Consider the following 19,588-nt stretch of genomic DNA (forward strand, 5'->3'; position numbering starts at 1 on the left):
TGCGACACGAGCTTCCCATGACGCACTAAATCTATAAGAGGAGTTTCGTTATGCCTACCTTGACCCTGGCAGACTGGCAGCAGCGTGCCGAAGGCCTGAAGATCGAAGGCCGTGCCTTCATCGGTGGCCAATACACGGATGCCGCATCAGGCGCGACCTTCGAATGTGTAAGCCCGGTAGACGGCCGCCTGCTGGGCCTGGTTGCCAGTTGTGACGAAGCCGATGCCAACCGCGCCGTGGCCAATGCACGGGAAGTCTTCGAGTCCGGCGTCTGGTCCCGCCTGGCCCCGGCCAAGCGCAAGTCGACGCTGATCCGCTTCGCCTCTTTGCTCAAGGCCAACGCTGAAGAGCTGGCCTTGCTGGAAACCCTGGACATGGGCAAGCCCATTTCCGACTCCCTGTACATCGACGTTCCAGGCGCAGCCAATGCGCTGAGCTGGAGCGGCGAAGCCATCGACAAGATCTACGACGAAGTGGCAGCTACCCCCGAAGACCAGCTCGGCCTGGTCACGCGCGAAGCGGTGGGTGTGGTCGGTGCCATCGTTCCCTGGAATTTCCCCTTGATGATGGCGTGCTGGAAGCTGGGCCCGGCCCTGGCCACCGGTAACTCGGTCGTGCTCAAGCCATCTGAAAAATCACCGCTGACAGCGATCCGCATCGCGCAACTGGCCATTGAAGCCGGCATCCCGGCAGGCGTGTTGAACGTGCTGCCAGGCTATGGCCATACCGTGGGCAAGGCCCTGGCCCTGCACATGGACGTCGACACCGTGGTCTTCACCGGCTCGACCCGCATTGCCAAGCAGCTGATGGTGTATGCCGGTGAGTCCAACATGAAGCGGATCTGGCTGGAGGCCGGTGGCAAGAGCCCGAACATCGTCTTCGCCGACGCTCCTGACTTGCAGGCCGCCGCCGAGGCTGCCGCCAGCGCCATCGCCTTCAACCAGGGCGAAGTGTGCACCGCCGGCTCGCGCCTGCTGGTCGAACGCTCGATCAAGGATCGCTTCCTGCCCATGGTGGTCGAGGCGCTGAAGGCCTGGAAGCCGGGCAACCCGCTCGACCCCGCCACTACCGTTGGCGCGCTGGTGGACACCCAACAGATGAACACCGTGCTTTCGTATATCGAGGCAGGCCACAGCGACGGCGCCACCTTGCTTACCGGTGGCAAGCGCATTCTTGAAGAGAGCGGCGGTACCTACGTGGAACCCACCATCTTCGATGGCGTGAGCAATGCCATGCGTATCGCACAGGAAGAAATCTTCGGCCCGGTGCTGTCGGTCATCACCTTCGATACCGCCGAAGAAGCCGTGGCGATCGCCAACGATACGCCCTATGGCCTGGCCGCGGGCGTGTGGACTGCCGACATCTCCAAGGCGCACAAGACCGCTCGTGCCCTGCGTGCCGGTAGCGTCTGGGTGAACCAGTATGACGGTGGCGACATGACGGCGCCCTTTGGTGGCTTCAAGCAGTCCGGAAACGGCCGCGACAAGTCGCTCCATGCGTTCGACAAGTACACTGAGCTGAAGGCGACCTGGATCAAGCTCTAAAGCTTGTCCGCCCCCGCCCGGAACGCGCGGGGGTCAGCCTCGATGTCGCAGGAGCGCCCGATGCGGTGGGGGACCTATTTCGCGGTATTGGCATCGGTGCTCAGCGTTGGCCTGGCGCTGGGCCTGAGCATGCCACTGGTTTCCCTGCGGCTGGAAAGCTGGGGGTATGGCAGCTTCGCCATTGGCGTGATGTCGGCGATGCCGGCCATCGGTGTGCTGCTAGGCGCTCGGGTTTCCAGTCGTCTTGCTGCGCGTTTCGGCACAGGCCGAGCCATGCAGCTGTGCCTGGCCGCAGGCGCCGTTTCCGTCGGGCTGCTCGCCTTGTGGCCCAGCTATGCGCTCTGGCTGGCGCTGCGCCTGCTCATCGGCAGCGTATTGACCATTGTCTTCGTGCTTGGCGAGAGCTGGATCAACCAGCTGGTAGTCGAGCGCTGGCGCGGTCGCCTGGTGGCGCTTTATGGATGTTGCTATGCCCTGAGTCAGTTGGCCGGCCCCTTGTTGCTTGGGGGGATAGGCACTGAGCAGGATCAGGGTTTCTGGCTGGCGACCGGCCTCTTGCTGGTGTCGCCGTTGTTGTTGCTCGGCCGTGGCGGCGCGCCGAGCACCGAGGCGGTGACGGTCACCCTGGCCGATCTCGGGGCGTTCTGCCGGCGTTTGCCGGTCATCGCCTACGCGATCGCGCTGTTCGCTGGCTTCGAAGCCTTGATCCTGTCCCTGTTGCCAGTGTATTGCCTGCAGCAGGGGTATGAACCCCGCATCGCCCTGTACATGGTCAGCGCTGTTGTGCTGGGCGATGCGGTTTTGCAACTTCCGGTAGGGGTACTGGCCGACCATCTGCCACGGCGCGGCTTGTTCCTGGGCTGTGCGGCCCTGCTGGCCGTGACCGGTGCCTGCGTCCCCCTGGCCATGCATCATTGGGCTGTCTGGCCACTATGGGTGCTATTCGGCGCCAGCGCGGGCGGCTTGTTCACCCTGTCCCTGGTAATGATAGGAGAGCGCTTCCGCGACGACGAACTGGTTCGTGCCAACGCCCATGTCGCCCAGCTCTGGGGCGTCGGCTGCCTGGTCGGGCCGCTGATCGCTGGCGCCGGCAACCAATGGCTGACCGGCCATGCCTTGCCGCTGATGATGGCCGCCGGTGCTGCGGGGTTGGTCCTGCTGGCGTGCCGGCGCCCTGTATTGAATGTCGAGGCCGGCTCGCCAGGCTAAAGCATTTTTTCCAGGCCGATACGGTCGCTCACCCAGGCGTTGAAATGTCGCCACCAGTCGCCAGGCTCATGTTGCAACCGGTGCAGGCGGTGGTTGTCTTCGGTCACCCATTGCAGTCGATCTCCGTGCAGCTCGACTTGGTAGCTCAACGCCGGTGACATGCCTTGCAGCGCCAGTTCACGGGTGTAGCCAGCCAGTTCGGGACTGTCCACCAATACCCCGACCTCAGTGTTCCATAGCACCGAACGCGGGTCGAAGTTGAACGAGCCGATGAACACCTTGCGCTGGTCCAGGACCATGGCCTTGGTGTGCAGGCTGGACGCTGAACTGCCATGCAAGTGATAGGAAAAACCTGCGTCATCCCCAGGTTGGCGTCGCAGCTCATAGAGCTTGACGCCATGTTCAAGCAACGCCTTGCGATACGGCGCATAACCGCCATGGACCGCGGGCACGTCGGTGGCTTCCAGTGAGTTGGTAAGCAAGGATACCGCCACGCCTGCGTCGGCGCGGCCGGTCAGATAAAGCAGGCCTGGTTCCCTTGGCACGAAATAGGCGGAGATCAGTAGCAGCTCATGGCGCACCTGCAACAGGTGAGGCGCCAACTGGGTAGTGAGCAGCAGGTGCGGGTCGGGCTTGCCGTCTGGCTTGCCTGTTGAAAGGATCTTCGCTGGCGCGTCCCACAGGGCCTGGCTTGGCGCCCAGATCAACGACTGCCGCCACTCGTGCAGCTTGGGCTGACTGCGGTAGCTTGTCAGACGATCGTAAAGCGCTTTCTGCTTGACGCTGGCCTTGAGCAGTGAGGTGCCCAGGCGCTGGCGAAACGCGGGCAAGGCTTTGCTCGCCGAGGGTATGTCATGGAGCTCGTGCAGCGGGCGGCTCAGGCGGTGATTCCAGTACTGATCGAAGCTATAGCCCAGTTCGCGGGCGATGGGGCCGAAGCCCAGCAGGTCCATATCGGTAAAGTTCAGGTTCGGCTTGGCATCGAAATACTCATCGCCCAAGTTGCGCCCGCCGACAATTGCCGCACTGTCATCGGCGATCCAGACCTTGTTATGCATGCGCCGGTGCTGTTCATTCAAGCGCAGCAGGCGGCCAAGCTGCCGAGTGACGCCAGTGCCGCGACCCAGGTGGGTAGGGTTGAACAACCGCACCTTGATGTTGGGATGGCTGGCGACCGTGCCGAGCAGGTCTTCCAGGTCGTCGCTGGTCGTATCGTCGAGCAGGATGCGCACCCGCACGCCACGGTCAGCGGCGTCTAGTACCTCACGCATCAGCGTTCGGGTGCTGAGCCCGTCGTGCACAATGTAATACTGCAGGTCCAGGCTGGTGCGGGCATTACGAATCAGCTCGGCGCGGGCGCGAAAGGCTTCGCCACTGTCCGGCAACAGGCGGAACCCGGACATCCCCGGATGGGCGCTGGCCTGTTGCAGTACTGATCGGCCAAAGGGCGATTGCTCAGCCGGGATCCTTTCGCTTGATACCGGCGCGGACGCCTGGCCCGCGCATCCTGCGAGCATGAGGCTGAGCCAGAACGCAGCCAGGAGACGGGCAGTGACGACCATGGTGTGCTCTTGCGGCGTACTTGGTGGCCTTATGACCGCCGTTGCGCTGAAAAAGTTACTCACTGCTGGGCGGTAGCCCTGCCAGTAACTCGGCGGCTGTCTCACCAACCAGGCGAACCGCGGCTTCGAGCGCCGGGGTAGGCCGGGACGCGAAGTTCATCCTCAGGCAATTCCGGAATTTCCCGGAGGCGGAAAAGATACTTCCTACGGCAATCTGGACTCCCTTGCCGAGCAGCACCTGGTTCAACTGCTGGGTGTCGAAGCCTTCCGGCATTTCAAGCCAGAGCATGAAGCCACCCTGGGGGCGGCTCGCCCGGGTGCTGGCCGGGAAATAGCGACGCACCCAGTCGGTCATCTGGTCGCGGCTACGCTGATATTGAGCGCGCATCCGGCGTAGGTGCGGCTCGTAATGCCCACCCTCGATGAAGTCCGCGATCGCCAATTGGGGTTGGGTGGCGGTACTGCCGGTGCCAATGTATTTCATGTGCAGTACTCGTTCAAGGTAACGACCGGGCGCTACCCAGCCCACCCGCAAGCCGGGTGCGAGGGTCTTGGAAAAAGAGCTGCACAACAGGACCCGACCGTCCGTGTCAAAGGATTTGATCGTGCGCGGGCGAGGGTAGGTATAGGCCAGGTCGCCATAGACATCGTCTTCGATGATGGCCACGTCGAAGCGCTGAGCCAGGGTCAACAGCTGGCGCTTACGCCCCTCCGGCATGATGTAGCCGAAAGGGTTGTTGCAATTTGGGGTCAACTGAATGGCCTTGATCGGCCACTGTTCCAGCGCCAGTTCCAACGCCTCCAGGCTGATGCCCGTGAGCGGGTCCGTAGGGATCTCCAAGGCCTTCATGCCGAGGCCCTTGAGCGTTTGCATGGCGCCGAAGAAGCTGGGTGAGTCCACCGCCACGATGTCTCCGGGCTCGCAGATGGCGCGCACGCTGCTGGACAATGCCTCGTGGCAACCCGTGGTCACTACCAGGTCTGCCGCGCCCAGGCGGCATCCGGAATCCACCATCACGCGGGCAATCTGCTCGCGCAGGGCTTCGGTCCCGTAGACCGTATCGTAGTAGAGCCCTGGCATATCCTGGCGCCGACTCAGTTGCGCCAGGCCGCGCAACAAAGGTTTGAGGGTGGCGGCGGTGACATCCGGCATGCCGCGGCCCAATTGCACGATATCTTTGCGCGGTGTGCTGCGCACCAGTTCCACCACCTGGTCCCACTGGGAAATCTCTACGGGGCGCTGCGCGGGACGGGCAACCACTGGCAAAGCCGGCAGCGTCCTGCTGGACACGAAGTAGCCTGACTTGGGCCTGGGCGCGGCCAGCCCATTGTCTTCAAGCAGGCGATACGCCTGTTGGACGGTACTCAGGCTCACCCCGTGCTCGGTGCTCAAGGTGCGGACGGAAGGCAGCCGGTCGCCAGGCCGATAGAGCCCTTGTTCAATGCGATCTTCCAGCAGGCGGGCCAGGTTCATGTAAAGCGTCATGGCATACTCCGGGCGGGCCTTGCTTGGTCAGCCAGTACAGATTTCGAATTTTTCCAGCATTCAGAACCCAATCTAGCGAATCTGTATGGAAAAGATAGTTGGATTTTGAATCTGTAATGATTCGCTGGTGCAGCTCATGCTGGTGGCACGGATGCAGGAGAAGGAGGTGCCCCGTGAATGGCTTCACCGATGTGCGTATATGGCTCAAGGATGACCGGTTGACGGCCGCTGCCGGCAAGGTTCGGCCCGCCTCCCTGGCTTTGCGCGGCTGGGCGCTTTGGCGACACCGCTGGGAAACACGGCGGCTACTTCTGGAATTGACCGATGCCGAGTTGGCGGACGTAGGCTTGAGTCGTGGCCAGCAGTGGGAAGAAGGCACGAAGCCATTCTGGCGGGAATGACGTCAAATCAGTTCCTTCACGCGATGCCACAGCATTCCCAACGCCAGCAATGGGGAACGCAGGTGCTTGCCGCCGGGGAAGGTAATATGAGGCACACGTGCGAAGAGTTCGAAGCCGCCGCCGACCTGGCCGGTAATGGCCTGGCCCAGCAGCCTGCCGGCCAGGTGAGTCGCATTCAAGCCGTGGCCGGCGTAGGCCTGGGCATAGAACACATTGGGATGTTCGGCCAGGCGGCCGATCTGTGGCAGGCGATTGGCGCCGATGCCGATCATCCCGGCCCATTGGTAGTCAATGCGCGCCCGCTCCAGCTGGGGGAACACCTTGAGCATCTTGGGCCGCATGTAGCGGGCGATGTCCTTCGGGTCCCGCCCGGAATAATGGCAAGCACCCCCGAACAGCAGGCGCCGGTCCGCCGTCAGCCGGAAATAGTCGACGGTCACGCGTTGGTCGCACATGGCTAGGTTGCGCGGAGAAAGTTGCCGGGCCAAGGATTCGTCAAGGGGCTCGGTAGCGATGATATAGCTGCCTGCGGGCAGTATCTTGCCGCTCAATTCAGGGTTGAGGTCATTGAGGTAGGCGTTGCAGGCCAGTACCAGGGTGCCCGCCCCAACGCTGCCTTGAGCGGTCCGCACCTTGACCTTGGGCCCATGGTCGATGCCGGTGACTGGCGAACTCTCGAACAGCGCCACGCCGAGTCGGCTGGCAAGCGCAGCCTCGCCCAAGGCCAGGTTCAAAGGGTGGAGGTGCCCCGACCCCATGTCCACCAACCCGCCTGCGTAGCGGCTCGAACCGACGACCTGGGGAAGTTGTGCAGGGGTAACCAGCTCTAGTGCATGGCGGTAGCCCAACCCGCGCAGCTCGGTGATCTCATCAGCGAAGGCCTCGAACTGCCGTGGCGTATTCGCCAGGTCGCAATAGCCCCAGGTGAGGTCGCAGTCCAGTCGGTGTGTCTCGATGCGCTGGCGTACGATATCCACCGCTTCAAGGCCCATCTTTTTCAGTTGACGCACTCCCTCATGCCCGAGCAAGGGCTCGAACCGCTCGACTTCATGGCCGACGCCTCGAATCAGCTGCCCGCCGTTGCGCCCGGACGCGCCCCAACCGATGCTTCGGGCTTCGAGCACAGCCACGCTCAGGCCGCGCTCAGCCAGTTCGATCGCCGTGTTGAGCCCACTGAATCCGGCGCCCACGATGCAAACGTCCACCTCCAGATGCCCCTGCAATGCCCGATAATGCGGATGAGGCAAGCGAGTGGCGGCATAGTAGGACGCCGGATGGAGGTCCGAAGGAAATGTTGCTGGATTTGGCATGGCGAACCATCTGGGTGTTAGGTAAATTTAACATTGTAGGGGCGTTGTTCAGTCCGGCACCGGGAGCGTGAGGCTTTCTTTTACCTCTTCCATCACGATGTAGCTTTTCGATTCCCGCACATGAGGTAGCTTGAGCAGGATGTCGCCGAGCAGTTTGCGGTAGGAAGCCATCTCGGAAATCCGCGCCTTGACCAGGTAGTCGAAGTCACCCGAGACGAGATGGCATTCCAGCACATGGGGCAGTTTCAACACCGCGCGGCGGAACTCCTCGAAGGTATCGCCTGACTTGTAGTCCAGGCTGATCTCCACGAACACCAGCAGGCTACCTTTCAAGTGCTGAGGGTTGAGGCGGGCGTAATAGCCCATGATGATCCCCTCGCGCTCGAGCCGGCGCACCCGCTCGGTACAGGGCGTGGTCGAAAGCCCCACCTTCTCCCCAAGCTCGGTGAAAGACAAACGCCCGTCGGCTTGCAACAGTCGCAGAATGTTGCGGTCAATCCTGTCAAGCTCGCGCTTGCTTTGATGTTGGGTACGCATAGGCGATGCCCCTCCTGAAAAGCCGATTTGGCCGAGATTTGTCGCTGAATATAGCGCTATATACAGTGAAAAGCACTGGTTTGCAGTCCCTATACTGCCGCCAACTTCAATGTATACGGTTGAACCGCGGGCGTACCGCGTCAAGGGGTTGGACATGCGAGTTCTGGTGCTTGGCGGCGGGGTAATCGGTACCACCAGCGCTTATTACCTGGCCCGGCAGGGCTTCGAAGTGGTGGTGGTCGACCGCCAGCCGGCCGTGGCCATGGAAACCAGTTTCGCCAACGCCGGCCAGGTATCGCCCGGCTATGCATCGCCCTGGGCAGCGCCTGGCGTGCCGCTCAAGGCGCTCAAGTGGCTGGCCCAACGTCATGCGCCGCTCGCCATCAAGGCCACCGCCAGCCTGGACCAGTACCTGTGGATGGCGCAAATGCTGCGCAACTGCACGGCCAGCCGTTATGCCGTGAACAAGGAGCGCATGGTGCGGCTGTCCGAGTACAGCCGCGATTGCCTTGACGAGCTGCGAGCCGAGACCGGCATCAGCTACGAAGGCCGTACTCTGGGCACCACCCAGCTGTTCCGTACCCAGGAGCAGTTGGACAACGCTGCCAAGGACATCGCGGTACTGAAGCAGTCCGGCGTACCCTACGAAGTGCTGGACCGCGCCGGCATCGCGCGGGTCGAGCCTGCCCTGGCGGCCACGGGCGACCTGCTGGTCGGTGCCTTGCGCCTGCCGAACGACCAGACCGGCGACTGCCAGATGTTCACTACGCGCCTGGCGGACATGGCGCGCGCCCTTGGTGTGGAATTCCGCTTCGGGCAGCGGATCGAGCGCCTGGATTTCGCCGGTGACCGCATCAATGGCGTGTACATCGACGGCAAGCTGGAAACTGCCGACCGCTACGTGCTCGCCTTGGGCAGCTACACACCTGCCTTGCTCAAGCCTTTGGGCATCAAGGCGCCGGTTTACCCGCTCAAAGGGTATTCGTTGACGGTGCCGATCACCGACGCGGCCATGGCCCCGGTGTCGACCATCCTGGATGAAACCTACAAGGTGGCTATTACCCGCTTCGATGACCGCATTCGTGTAGGCGGCATGGCCGAGATCGCCGGTTTCGACCTTTCACTGAACCCGCGGCGGCGCGAAACCCTGGAGATGATCGTCAATGATCTTTATCCTCGCGGCGGCGACCTGGGCAAGGCCAGTTTCTGGACCGGCTTGCGTCCGACCACGCCGGATGGCACGCCTATCGTAGGTGCCACCGCCATGCGCAACCTGTTCCTCAATACCGGCCACGGTACCCTTGGCTGGACCATGGCGTGTGGCTCCGGTCGCTTGCTCGCGGACCTGATGGCGCGCAAGAAGCCGCAGATCAGTGCCCAAGGCCTCGACATTTCCCGTTACGGTAATTCTCAGGAGAATTCCAGCCATGGCCATCCAGCGCCAGCTCACCAATGAACGCATGAGCCAGATCGTCACCCATAACGGGGTGGTGTATCTGGCCGGGCAGGTCGGGGACGACCTGTCAGCCGGCATCGAACAACAGACCCGGGAAACCCTGGCCAATATCGAGCACCTGCTCGAGCAGGCCGGTACCGATAAAACCCGCTTGTTGTCCGTGACTATCTATCTGAAAGACATCGATGCTCATTTCGAAGGCATGAACGCTGTCTGGGACCAATGGCTGCCCCAGGGCGTCGCGCCCGCGCGGGCCACGGTTGAGGCCAAGCTCTGCGAGCCTGAGATCCTGGTCGAGCTGTCGGTGACCGCCGCGTTGAGCTGATCCAAGCCATACCATTCCTCGCCCGGCGTGCCCCAGGGTCGCCGGGTTTTTTCTACCCGGATTATCAGAGCCCCACATGCGCCCCGCTCGTGCCCTCGTCGATCTGCAAGCCTTCCGTGACAACTATCGTCTCGCCCGTGAACTCAGTGGCGCGCGGGCCCTGGCGGTGATCAAGGCCGACGCCTACGGCCATGGCGCGGTTCGCTGTGCCACGGCACTGGCCGAAGAAGCCGATGGGTTCGCTGTGGCATGTATAGAGGAAGCTCTGGAACTGCGCGCGGCGGGTATCCAGGCACCGATCCTGCTGCTCGAGGGCTTTTTCGAGGCGGCCGAGCTGGCGCTGATCGTCGAGCATAGGCTCTGGTGCGTGGCGCATGCCCTGTGGCAGGTCGAAGCCATCGAGCAGGCTTCGCTCGGCGCGCCCTTGACCGTATGGTTGAAGCTTGATTCAGGCATGCACCGCGTTGGCTTGCACCCGGCGGACTACGCCCAGGCCTACCAGCGCCTCCTGGCCAGTGGCAAGGTCGCCAAGGTGGTGCTCATGAGCCATTTTTCCAGTGCCGATGGGCTGGACAATCCTCGCAGCCAAGAGCAGGTCACCCAGTTCCTCGGCGCCAGCGAAGGACTGGCAGCCGAGGTGAGCCTGCGGAACTCTCCAGCATTGCTGGGCTGGCCGAAGGTGCCAGGCGATTGGGTACGCCCAGGCATCATGCTTTACGGGGCCAGCCCATTCGAGCATCCGCAACCGCAAGCCGACCGGCTGCAACCGGTAATGACCCTGGCGTCCAGGGTCATCAGCGTACGCGAATTGCCTGCCGGCGAGCCCGTAGGCTATGGCCAGACCTTCACCACCGACCGCTCCATGCGCATCGGCGTGGTGGCCATGGGGTACGCCGATGGCTACCCCCGTCATGCGCCCACCGGTACGCCGGTAAGGGTGGCCGGCAAGCGCAGTCGCCTGCTGGGTCGCGTATCCATGGACATGCTGTGCATCGATCTGACCGACGTACCTGAAGCGAGCCTGGGCAGCGAGGTGGAATTGTGGGGGCGCCATGTATTGGCAACCGAGGTGGCGGCGGCCGCTGAAACCATCCCCTATGAGCTGTTCTGCAATCTCAAGCGAGTACCCAGGATCTACCGAGACTGACCAGAGGGCTCCGCTGCATAACCCTGCGCCGGGTACGGGTGTTGTAAATACTGAACGCTGTTGCCATGATACCGTTCAGTTTTACAGCCGCTACCCCGGGGAGGGAAACACCATTGGACGTCGGTGAACGCTTGCAAGCCATCCGCAAGCTCAAAGGCCTGTCTCAGCGCGAGCTGGCCAAACGCGCGGGGGTGACCAACAGCACCATCTCGATGATCGAGAAAAACAGTGTGAGCCCGTCTATCAGCTCCTTGCGCAAGGTGCTCAGCGGCATCCCCATGTCCATGATGGAATTCTTTTCCGAAGAGCTGGCGCCTGAAAGCTCCGCGCAGGTGGTCTACAAGGCCAGCGAGCTGATCGATATCTCCGACGGGGAGGTCACGATGAAGCTGGTCGGGCGTGGTCACGCCAGCCGTGCCATTGCGTTTCTCAGCGAGATCTACCCTCCTGGTGCTGACACGGGGGAAGAAATGCTCACCCACGACGGCGAGGAAACCGGCATCCTGATCGAAGGGCGCCTCGAGCTGGTGGTCGGCCTGGAAACCTTCGTACTGGAGGCCGGCGACAGTTATTACTTCGAAAGCACGCGCCCGCACCGTTTCCGCAATCCCTATGACGTGCCGGCGCGATTGATCAGCGCGGCCACGCCAGCCAACTTCTGAGGCCTTTGGCTTTCCAGGGGCGCGGCCTTTCGCAGGCCCACAGCGCCAACCATTGGGCGGCCATGCGGTCATAGTCACCACAGCATCCGAAATGGAGGTGGCGATGACCGATGTGCTGAGCCTGGAGCAGGCGGTAGAGGTGGTGCTCGAGCGTTTGCCGACACATATCCGGTTGGGGCTGCCCCTGGGAGTGGGCAAGCCCAATCGTTTCGTCAATGCGCTCTATGCCAGGCTCAAAGGGTTGCCCGAGCGGCAACTGACGATCTACACCGCCCTTTGCCTGAACCGGCCCCCCCTGGGCGACGGGTTGCAACGGCGCTTCCTCGAACCCTTCGTGGCTCAGTTGTACCAGGACTACCCGGACCTGGACTTCGTAGCGGATCTGACCGCCGACGCCTTGCCATCGAACATACGGGTACAGCAGTTTTTCATGCAACCCGGCAGCGGTTCGAGTACCCAGGCGCAGCAAAACTATGTCAGCAGCAACTACAGCCATGCAGCCCGGGACATCGACGCGGCAGGTCTGAACCTGATTGCCCAGCTGGTAGCCGAACATCCAGAGCGGCCCGGCCTGCTCAGCCTGAGCTGCAACCCGGACATCACCCTTGACCTGCTACCGCTGTTGCAGAAGCGCCGTGTCGCTGGTGAAACCATTCTGGTGCTCGGCCAGGTACATGCTGAACTTCCCTATATGCCGGGCGCGGCCGAGCTGCCGCGGGCGCGCTTCGACCTGCTGATCGATACTCCGGAACAAAGCCCTTTGTTTTCAACCCCCAACCAGCCGGTTGGCGTGCGCGAGCATTTCATTGGCTTGCATGCCAGTAGCCTGGTGCGAGATGGCGGCACGCTTCAGATCGGCATAGGGGCCTTGGGCGACGCCATCAGCGCGGCGTTGCTGGCGCGGCAGGCAGACAACTCGGGTTATCGGGCGCTGCTGCAGGAAGCCCAGTTGCAAGAGTGGGACAACCTGATCGAAACCGAAGGCGGGTTGGCGCCTTTTGCCGAAGGCCTCTATGGCTGCAGTGAAATGTTCGTCAATGGTCTGCTGGTGCTCGCCGACGCTGGCATATTGCGCCGTCGGGTCAGCGGCGGACCCTCTGGGCCTGGAGGCGAGCTGGACGCCGAGGGTGCGGTCCTGCATGGAGGCTTCTTCCTTGGGCCCGCGGCCTTCTATGCACGCCTGCGGGAACTGCCCTTGGCGAGCAGAGCCCGCTTCGCCATGACTGCCATCAGTTATGTGAACCGGCTGTATGGAGACGAGGCGCTCAAGCGAACCCAGCGCCGGCATGCCCGATTCATCAATACGGTATTGAACGTCTCGCTGTTGGGCGCGGCGACGTCCGACCAGCTGGCCGACGGTCAGGTGCTCAGCGGCGTGGGCGGGCAGTTCGATTTCGTGGTCCAGGGTCACGAACTGGAAGGGGCACGTTCCATCCTGCTGCTGCGCAGCTGGCGAGAAAGCGCCGGCGTAGTCAGCTCCAACATTCTTTGGGAGCAGACCGCCTGCACCATTCCTCGACATCTAAGAGACATGGTGGTGACCGAATACGGTATCGCCGACCTGCGCGGCAAGAACGACGCTCAAGTGATCGAGGCCTTGCTCAACATTGCCGACTCTCGCTTCCAGCCAAGCCTGCTGGATGCCGCCCAACTGGCCGGCAAGTTACCCAGGGATTTCCGGATTGCGCCCCGCTTCACCGACAACACTCCGCAGCGGCTGGAGGCGATCCGCGCTCGCCACCCTCAGCTGTTCCCGGAATATCCTCTTGGAAGTGACTTCACTGCCGCTGAAAAGGACCTGTTGCGAGCACTGAACTGGCTCAAGAGCAAATTCCACCTCAGCGAGCTGCTGGATCTGGGCCGCGCGGCCCTGGACGCGCCTTCGCCAGACGCCTACACCGAACACCTGGCGCGCATGAACCTGGACCACCCCGGCGGGCTGCGCGAACAGCTGGAGCAGCGGCTATTGCTCACCGGGCTGCACGCCACGCGCCCAGCGAGCGCGCCTGCCGGAGAAGGCGTCAACTTGGCAGGAAACTGACCTTACCACCTTCCAGGGACGCCACTCGCGCCAGAGACTCTACACGGTAGCCTTGCTCGTCCAGTTGAGCACGGCCGGTCTGGAAGGACTTTTCAATGACGATCCCCAGGCCGGCCACTTCGGCCTCGGCCTGCTGGATGATTGAAATCAGGGCCTGGGCCGCCCGCCCGTTAGCCAGGAAGTCATCGATGATCAAGACCCGGTCGCCCTTGCTCAGATGGCGCGGGGATACCGCCACGGTGTTTTCCGTCTGCTTGGTGAAGGAGTAAACCGAAGCGGTGAGCAGGTTTTCGGTCAGGGTCAGCGACGCATGCTTGCGCGCGAAAATGACCGGCACGCCCAGGTAAAGGCCGGTCATCACCGCAGGGGCGATGCCTGACGCTTCGATGGTCACGATCTTGGTGATCCCCGCGTCCGCGAAGCGACGGGCGAATTCCTCGCCGATGGCCTTCATGAGGGCAGGGTCGATCTGATGGTTGAGGAAGGCATCCACCTTCAACACCTGATCCGACAGCACAATGCCTTCGCTTCGAATCTTGTTATGCAACGCGTCCAATAGGAGCTCCTTCATTCACCGCTTGAGCATGGCGCGTATGTCGGCCAGTGCATGGTTGCCCCGGGCGGCCTTGACCTCCACGGGTGTATCTTGCAAGCCTTCCCAGGCCAGGTCGTCGGCGGGCAGCTCGTCAAGGAAACGGCTCGGCGCGCAGTCGATGATTTCCCCGTACTGCTTGCGCTTGGCCGCGTAGGTGAACGCCAGGGTCTGCCGTGCCCGGGTGATGCCCACGTAGGCCAGGCGCCGTTCTTCCTCGATGGTATCGGCCTCGATGCTGGAGCGGTGCGGGAGGATTTCTTCCTCCATGCCCATGATGAACACATAGGGAAACTCCAGGCCCTTGGAAGCGTGCAGGGTCATCATCTGCACGCCATCGGCGCCTTCCTCTTCCTCCTGCTGGCGCTCGAGCATGTCCCGCAACACCAGCTTGCCGATGGCGTCCTCGATGGTCATGTCGCCGTCTTCATCCTTTTCGAGGGTATTCTTGAGCGCCTCGATCAAGAAGTTCACGTTGCCGATGCGGTAGTCCGCCGCCTTGTCGCTGGAGCTGTTCTGACGAATCCAGTTGTCGTAGTCGATGTCGGCCACCATTGCCCGCAAGGCGCCTATGGGGTCATCCTGGGCCACTTGCTGGCGCACGCCATCCATCCAGCGCTTGAAACGCTGCAGCCGGTCGACGAAGCGGCCGTCCAAATGCTCGGCCAGGCCCAGCTCCTCGCTGGCCGCATACATGGAAATGCCGCGCTGGGTCGCATAGTTGCCAAGTTTTTCGAGGGTCGCAGAGCCGATTTCCCGCCGCGGGACATTGATGACCCGCAGGTAGGCATTATCGTCGTCCGGATTGACCAGCAGCCGGAAGTAGGACATCAGGTCCTTCACTTCCTGACGCGCGAAGAAGCTGGTACCACCGGAAAGGCGATAGGGCACCTGGTGATGCTGCAGCTTGAGCTCGATCAGCTTGGCCTGGTAGTTCCCCCGATAAAGAATGGCAAAGTCCCGGTAGGGCCTGTCGGTGCGCAGGTGGAGGGTGAGGATTTCCATCGCTACCCGCTCGGCCTCGGCATCTTCGTTCTTGCAGCGAATCACACGAATCTCGTCGCCGTGACCCATTTCGCTCCACAGCTGCTTCTCGAACGCATGGGGATTGTTCGCGATCAGCGTGTTGGCACAGCGCAGGATGCGACTGGTAGAGCGGTAGTTCTGCTCCAGCATCACCACTTTCAAGGAAGGATAGTCTTCCTTGAGCAGCATCAGGTTCTCCGGGCGCGCGCCGCGCCAGGCATAGATGGATTGATCATCGTCACCGACCACGGTGAATTGGTGCCGGGTGCCGATCAGTTGCTTGACCAGCAGGTACTGGCTGGCATTGGTGTCCTGGTACTCGTCCACCAGCAGGTAGCGGACCCGGTTCTGCCATTTTTCCAGAATGTCCGGATGGTCCTGGAACAGCTTGACCGGGAGCAGGATGAGGTCATCGAAATCCAGCGCGTTGTAGGCCTTGAGGGTACGCTGGTAGGCCGCATACACCACCGCGGCGGTCTGCTCCCGGGGGTTGCGGGCCTCGGCCAGAGCTTGCGGTGGAAGGATCAGGTCGTTTTTCCAGCCGCCGATCAGCTGCTTGATTTCATCCACGCCATCATCGCCAGCGTATTCCTTCTGCATGATGTCGGTCAGCAGCGCCTTGATGTCGCCCTCATCGAAAATGGAAAAGCCCGGCTTGTAGCCCAGGCGGGCGTATTCCTTGCGAATGATGTTCAGGCCGAGATTGTGGAAGGTGGAGACCGTGAGCCCACGGCCTTCGGCGCCGCGCAACAGCCCAGCGACGCGCTCCTTCATTTCTCGCGCCGCCTTGTTGGTAAAGGTAACGGCCACGATGTATTGGGCCCGTATCCCGCACTGTTGTACGAGGTAGGCGATCTTGCGAGTGATGACGCTGGTTTTGCCAGAGCCTGCGCCGGCCAGCACCAGCAGGGGGCCACCGACGTAGTTCACGGCTTCTTGTTGCCTTGGGTTGAGCCGAGACATGGGTTCCAGGGGATGCTGAAAAAAAGGTCGCGCATTTTAACAGGCCAGGCGTCTTCTGCCGCGACCGTCCCTCTACCCCCTATGTTTTTTTAATAAATTTGTTACTTTTGTTATACGTACCCCAGCGTTGTAAAAGCGTGACCTTGAGCCGGTCGTCTCTGTCGATGCAAATCGTTATCATTGGCGCTCAAGGCGTGCGCGCGCGTATGGCTTGACGTTCCGTTACGCCTTTAAGGAGCTCGCTTGTCCACGCTCACCGAACCCATGCGGCTGCTGTTGATCACGCAACAGGACGGCTGGGAGCCTGCGTTGCGCAACTGCCTGAGCGATCTGGGCAACCCTTGCGTGTTCGACACCGCCAAAGCCTGGGGCGCGCCCTGGGATGCATTGGCTTCGGAGCCGGGTGGCGAAGCCCTGGTAGTACTGGCCACGCCGGATTCCCAGCCCCCGGCGGGTCATTGCGCCTGGCCGCAGGTGCTGCTGCTCGAGCATGAGCCGCCCGAGGCGCCAGTAGGCGCCAGTGACTGGCTGGTGGCTTCCGAATTGTCCGCTGGGGTGCTGCGCCGCTGCCTTCGTCATGTACAGGAGCGCAGCCTGTTACAAGGTACGTTGCAACGCTTGGCCGATGAAGACGCGCTGACTGGCATCGCCAACCGACAAGGCTTCCTTACCATGCTGGCCACGCGCTTGGCAGGGGGAGACGGTCGTGGCCTGGCGCTTGGACACCTGGACCTGGACAATTTCCGCCACGCCAACGATAGCCTGGGCTACCAGGCCGGCGACCGGATCATCCTGCAGGTGGTAGCGCGGCTCAAGGCGCAGTTGGCGCCTGGCGATCATCTCGCCCGCCTGGGAGGAGACGAATTTGCCTTGCTGATCGATACCCGGCGCGATTCCCAACGGGCCGACCGCCTCGCCGAGCAGATAGTGGAAAGCCTGGGCGAGCCGTATTGGGTCGACGGAGAAAGCCTGCTGGTCGGCTGTAGCCTGGGTATTGCCCATGGGCGCTTGCGTACCGATCCGGATCCACTGATGTGGCATGCGCACATTGCCATGCAGCAGGCCAAGACCGTGCAGGGTTGTACCTTCCATGTGTTCAATGAACAAGTGAATCGCCATGCGCGCAGCGCCGCGGACCTGGAAGGCGAACTGCGCCGCGCCTTGCGCCGGGACGAACTGGAGATGCATTACCAGCCTCGCCTCGACCTGGGTTCCGGCCGCATCGTCGGTCTCGAGGCCTTGGTACGCTGGCGCCACGCCGAACGCGGCTTGCTGGCGCCCAGCGAATTCGTACCCCTGGCAGAACAAAGCGGGCTGATCGTGCCCCTGGGCTACTGGGTGCTGGCCAGGGCGCTGCATGACATGCGCGTGTTGCAACAGGCTGGCATCGCTCAGTTGCATATGGCTGTAAACCTGTCCTTCCGGCAATTCCAGGACAGCCAGCTGTTGGGCACCTTGAGTCGCCTGATCAAGGACCAGGGCATAGATGCCAGCTGGCTGGAGTTCGAGCTTACCGAAACCGCGGTGATGCGCCGTAACGAGCAGGTGCGTCACACCATGGATGCCCTGGGTCAGTTGGGGGTGCGTTTCTCTCTGGATGACTTCGGCACCGGTTTTTCTTCATTCGTCCATCTCAGCAGCCTGCCCATCGCCTTGCTCAAGATCGACCGCAGCTTCGTCGCTGGCATGGAGGAGCGAGCCGAGAGTCGGCAGCTGGTCCGGGCCATGGTCAAGCTCGCCCAGCATCTGGACCTTCAGGTAGTGGCGGAGGGGGTCGAAACCCAACGTCAGCTGGACGAGCTGCGCAGCTACGGCTGCGATCAGGTACAGGGTTTCCTGATCAGCCGACCCATGGGCCTGGAGGCGCTGTTGGCCTACCTGGGCCAGGCAAGCGCTCGGCAGGGCAAGGTTGGCGGTTGACTAGGCCGCTGCTTCGCTTGAGCTGGGCAGGGCCGGCCGCAGGCGTTTCATCTTCCATTCAAAGGCGGCCGTCAGGCTGACCGCGGCGCAGGCCAGGCCCAACGCCAGGCCCCACCAGACGCCCACTGCACCCTGGCCAAAGTGGAAGCCCAGCAGCCAGGCGGCCGGGGCGCCCAGCAGCCAATAGCAGCACAGCCCTACCAGGAACGTCAGGCGGGCATCCTTCAGCCCACGGATGGCGCCCATGGCAATGGTTTGCACGCCGTCGAACAGCTCGAACCAGGCGGCCACCGCCAGCAGCCGTAACGCCAGGGCATAGATGGCCGCGAACTCAGGGTCGGAGGCATCGATGAACAGGTCCACCAGGCGCTCGGGCGCCACCAGCAAAACCATGGAAAAGCTGAGCATGATCAACGCGCCGAAACCTATGCCAATGCGGCCGGCCTGATGCACGTGGCCGGGCTGGCCGGCGCCATAATGCTGGCCGATGCGCAGCGTGACGGCATAGGACAGCCCGGCGGGTACCATGAAGGCCACGGATACGATCTGCAAAGCGATCTGGTGGGCGCCGAGCGCTGTCTGGCCCATGTTGCCCATGCACAGGGCGGCAAAGGCGAACAGGCCGACTTCCACCGCATAGGTGCCGCCAATCGGCAGACCCAGCCGCCAGAGGCTTTTGAGCGATTCGGCACAAGGCCGGGCCAATCCGTGCAACACAGGGTAGGCCCGGTAGCCGGCATGGCGGTGGATATAGAAGGCCATGCTCAGGCCCATCAGCGTGGCCACCGTGGCCGTGACCAGCCCGATGCCCGCCAGGCCCAGGGGCGGCAGGCCGAACCAACCGTCGAGCAGGGCGAGGTTGAGCACCAGGTTGAGCGCGGTGGCGGCCACGCTGATGACCATCACCGGCGTGGCCTTGCCTACACCGCTGGTGAAGCCGCGCAGGGCCATGAAGCTCAGGGAGCCAGGCAGGGCAAAGGCAAGCACGCGCAGGAAGGTGCTAGCCGCGTTCACGTTTTCCGGTGCCTGCCCGAGTACCAGCAGTAGCGGTGGCAGGTTCCACAACAGCACGGCGCCCACCAGTGCCAGGCCCCAGGCCAGCCAAAGGCCCGCCTGGGTAAGACGGGTAACCCCGGTTGGGTCCGCGGCGCCATGCCGGATGGACACCAATGTGCCTACCGCGGCGATGACGCCAATGCAGAAAATCGACACGAAGGAATAGCTGGCGGCACCGAGGCTGCCCCCGGCCAGCGCCTGGGGACCGATGCGGGCCATCATCACGGTGTCGGTCAGGATCATCAGCATATGCGCCAGTTGGGACGCGATCAGCGGGCCGGCAAGGCGCATCAGGGCAGCGAGTTCAGAGCGGGCGGTCAATGGCATGGGGCAGACAATGGATTGATCGAA

Annotated in this window: 16 protein-coding genes; 9 read left to right on the plus strand and 7 right to left on the minus strand. The window is 62.6% G+C overall.

Annotated features, from left to right (window positions below; all coding sequences use genetic code 11):
* Positions 1-50 precede the first annotated feature (50 nt).
* Both ACP691_RS13595 and ACP691_RS13600 read left to right on the plus strand, forming a co-directional pair.
* Positions 51-1,544, plus strand: a complete 1,494-nt coding sequence (locus tag ACP691_RS13595) for an aldehyde dehydrogenase (RefSeq protein WP_426150775.1) — start codon at positions 51-53, stop codon at positions 1,542-1,544.
* Between the two features lie 60 nt (positions 1,545-1,604).
* Positions 1,605-2,753, plus strand: a complete 1,149-nt coding sequence (locus tag ACP691_RS13600) for an MFS transporter (protein ID WP_426150773.1) — start codon at positions 1,605-1,607, stop codon at positions 2,751-2,753.
* On the opposite strand, the gene ACP691_RS13605 is transcribed toward ACP691_RS13600, so the two are convergent.
* Positions 2,750-4,315, minus strand: coding sequence for a phospholipase D family protein (locus ACP691_RS13605; protein ID WP_426150771.1), 1,566 nt, complete (start codon positions 4,313-4,315; stop codon positions 2,750-2,752). The genes ACP691_RS13600 and ACP691_RS13605 overlap by 4 nt on opposite strands.
* Before the next feature lie 55 nt (positions 4,316-4,370).
* The gene (locus ACP691_RS13610) at positions 4,371-5,801 is read right to left on the minus strand and encodes a PLP-dependent aminotransferase family protein (protein WP_426150769.1); all 1,431 of its coding nucleotides are present in this window, start codon (positions 5,799-5,801) and stop codon (positions 4,371-4,373) included.
* A gap of 173 nt (positions 5,802-5,974) precedes the next feature.
* Between ACP691_RS13610 and ACP691_RS13615 the strand changes: the two genes are divergently transcribed.
* The gene (locus tag ACP691_RS13615; protein ID WP_426150768.1) at positions 5,975-6,202 is read left to right on the plus strand and encodes a DUF1127 domain-containing protein; all 228 of its coding nucleotides are present in this window, start codon (positions 5,975-5,977) and stop codon (positions 6,200-6,202) included.
* Between the two features lie 2 nt (positions 6,203-6,204).
* On the opposite strand, the gene ACP691_RS13620 is transcribed toward ACP691_RS13615, so the two are convergent.
* The gene (locus ACP691_RS13620; protein ID WP_426150766.1) at positions 6,205-7,512 is read right to left on the minus strand and encodes an NAD(P)/FAD-dependent oxidoreductase; all 1,308 of its coding nucleotides are present in this window, start codon (positions 7,510-7,512) and stop codon (positions 6,205-6,207) included.
* Between the two features lie 48 nt (positions 7,513-7,560).
* Positions 7,561-8,049 carry an Lrp/AsnC ligand binding domain-containing protein gene (locus ACP691_RS13625; RefSeq protein ID WP_040260304.1) on the minus strand — a complete coding sequence of 163 codons (489 nt, stop codon included), beginning with the start codon at positions 8,047-8,049 and terminating at the stop codon, positions 7,561-7,563.
* A gap of 154 nt (positions 8,050-8,203) precedes the next feature.
* On the opposite strand from ACP691_RS13625, the gene dadA reads away from it, so the two are divergent.
* The 5 genes from dadA (at position 8,204) to ACP691_RS13650 (ending at position 13,680) form a co-directional block, all read left to right on the plus strand.
* On the plus strand, positions 8,204-9,505 hold the full coding sequence (dadA, locus tag ACP691_RS13630; protein ID WP_426150763.1) for a D-amino acid dehydrogenase: 1,302 nt from the start codon (positions 8,204-8,206) through the stop codon (positions 9,503-9,505).
* Entirely contained in the window at positions 9,477-9,830 is a 354-nt protein-coding gene (locus ACP691_RS13635) for a RidA family protein (protein WP_040260302.1), read from the plus strand. The genes dadA and ACP691_RS13635 overlap by 29 nt, the downstream gene beginning before the upstream one ends.
* Positions 9,831-9,906: 76 nt before the next feature.
* Positions 9,907-10,977: an alanine racemase gene (gene alr / locus ACP691_RS13640; protein WP_426150761.1), complete on the plus strand. Its 1,071-nt coding sequence runs from the start codon at positions 9,907-9,909 to the stop codon at positions 10,975-10,977.
* A gap of 113 nt (positions 10,978-11,090) precedes the next feature.
* On the plus strand, positions 11,091-11,639 hold the full coding sequence (locus ACP691_RS13645) for a cupin domain-containing protein (protein ID WP_040260300.1): 549 nt from the start codon (positions 11,091-11,093) through the stop codon (positions 11,637-11,639).
* 103 nt (positions 11,640-11,742) lie between these two features.
* Complete coding sequence (locus ACP691_RS13650) at positions 11,743-13,680, plus strand: acetyl-CoA hydrolase/transferase C-terminal domain-containing protein (protein ID WP_426150759.1); 1,938 nt, start codon at positions 11,743-11,745, stop codon at positions 13,678-13,680.
* Here the strand turns inward: ACP691_RS13650 and ACP691_RS13655 are convergent.
* Together ACP691_RS13655 and rep are read right to left on the minus strand one after the other, a co-directional pair.
* Positions 13,661-14,236, minus strand: coding sequence for a xanthine phosphoribosyltransferase (locus ACP691_RS13655; RefSeq protein WP_426150757.1), 576 nt, complete (start codon positions 14,234-14,236; stop codon positions 13,661-13,663). The genes ACP691_RS13650 and ACP691_RS13655 overlap by 20 nt on opposite strands.
* Positions 14,237-14,251: 15 nt before the next feature.
* Positions 14,252-16,261: a DNA helicase Rep gene (gene rep / locus ACP691_RS13660; protein ID WP_426150755.1), complete on the minus strand. Its 2,010-nt coding sequence runs from the start codon at positions 16,259-16,261 to the stop codon at positions 14,252-14,254.
* A 243-nt stretch (positions 16,262-16,504) separates the two neighbouring features.
* Here rep and ACP691_RS13665 point away from each other — a divergent pair, with 243 nt between their 5' ends.
* Positions 16,505-18,181 (plus strand): putative bifunctional diguanylate cyclase/phosphodiesterase, encoded by a 1,677-nt coding sequence (locus ACP691_RS13665; RefSeq protein ID WP_426150753.1) that lies wholly within the window; start codon positions 16,505-16,507, stop codon positions 18,179-18,181.
* Here the strand turns inward: ACP691_RS13665 and ACP691_RS13670 are convergent, their stop codons facing one another.
* Positions 18,182-19,564 (minus strand): NorM family multidrug efflux MATE transporter, encoded by a 1,383-nt coding sequence (locus ACP691_RS13670; RefSeq protein WP_426151123.1) that lies wholly within the window; start codon positions 19,562-19,564, stop codon positions 18,182-18,184.
* Positions 19,565-19,588 lie beyond the last annotated feature (24 nt).

It is taken from the genome of Pseudomonas sp. DC3200b2 (assembly GCF_049895785.1).
GTDB classification, from domain to species: domain Bacteria; phylum Pseudomonadota; class Gammaproteobacteria; order Pseudomonadales; family Pseudomonadaceae; genus Aquipseudomonas; species Aquipseudomonas massiliensis.

Bases quoted from the DNA above. Each gene is read 5' to 3' on its own strand.
- ACP691_RS13595 (WP_426150775.1), top strand. From the start codon at position 51: ATGCCTACCTTGACCCTGGCAGACTGGCAGCAGCGTGCCGAAGGCCTG.
- ACP691_RS13600 (WP_426150773.1), top strand. From the start codon at position 1,605: ATGCGGTGGGGGACCTATTTCGCGGTATTGGCATCGGTGCTCAGCGTT.
- ACP691_RS13605 (WP_426150771.1), bottom strand. From the start codon at position 4,315: ATGGTCGTCACTGCCCGTCTCCTGGCTGCGTTCTGGCTCAGCCTCATG.
- ACP691_RS13610 (WP_426150769.1), bottom strand. From the start codon at position 5,801: ATGACGCTTTACATGAACCTGGCCCGCCTGCTGGAAGATCGCATTGAA.
- ACP691_RS13620 (WP_426150766.1), bottom strand. From the start codon at position 7,512: ATGCCAAATCCAGCAACATTTCCTTCGGACCTCCATCCGGCGTCCTAC.
- ACP691_RS13625 (WP_040260304.1), bottom strand. From the start codon at position 8,049: ATGCGTACCCAACATCAAAGCAAGCGCGAGCTTGACAGGATTGACCGC.
- dadA (WP_426150763.1), top strand. From the start codon at position 8,204: ATGCGAGTTCTGGTGCTTGGCGGCGGGGTAATCGGTACCACCAGCGCT.
- ACP691_RS13635 (WP_040260302.1), top strand. From the start codon at position 9,477: ATGGCCATCCAGCGCCAGCTCACCAATGAACGCATGAGCCAGATCGTC.
- alr (WP_426150761.1), top strand. From the start codon at position 9,907: ATGCGCCCCGCTCGTGCCCTCGTCGATCTGCAAGCCTTCCGTGACAAC.
- ACP691_RS13650 (WP_426150759.1), top strand. From the start codon at position 11,743: ATGACCGATGTGCTGAGCCTGGAGCAGGCGGTAGAGGTGGTGCTCGAG.
- rep (WP_426150755.1), bottom strand. From the start codon at position 16,261: ATGTCTCGGCTCAACCCAAGGCAACAAGAAGCCGTGAACTACGTCGGT.
- ACP691_RS13670 (WP_426151123.1), bottom strand. From the start codon at position 19,564: ATGCCATTGACCGCCCGCTCTGAACTCGCTGCCCTGATGCGCCTTGCC.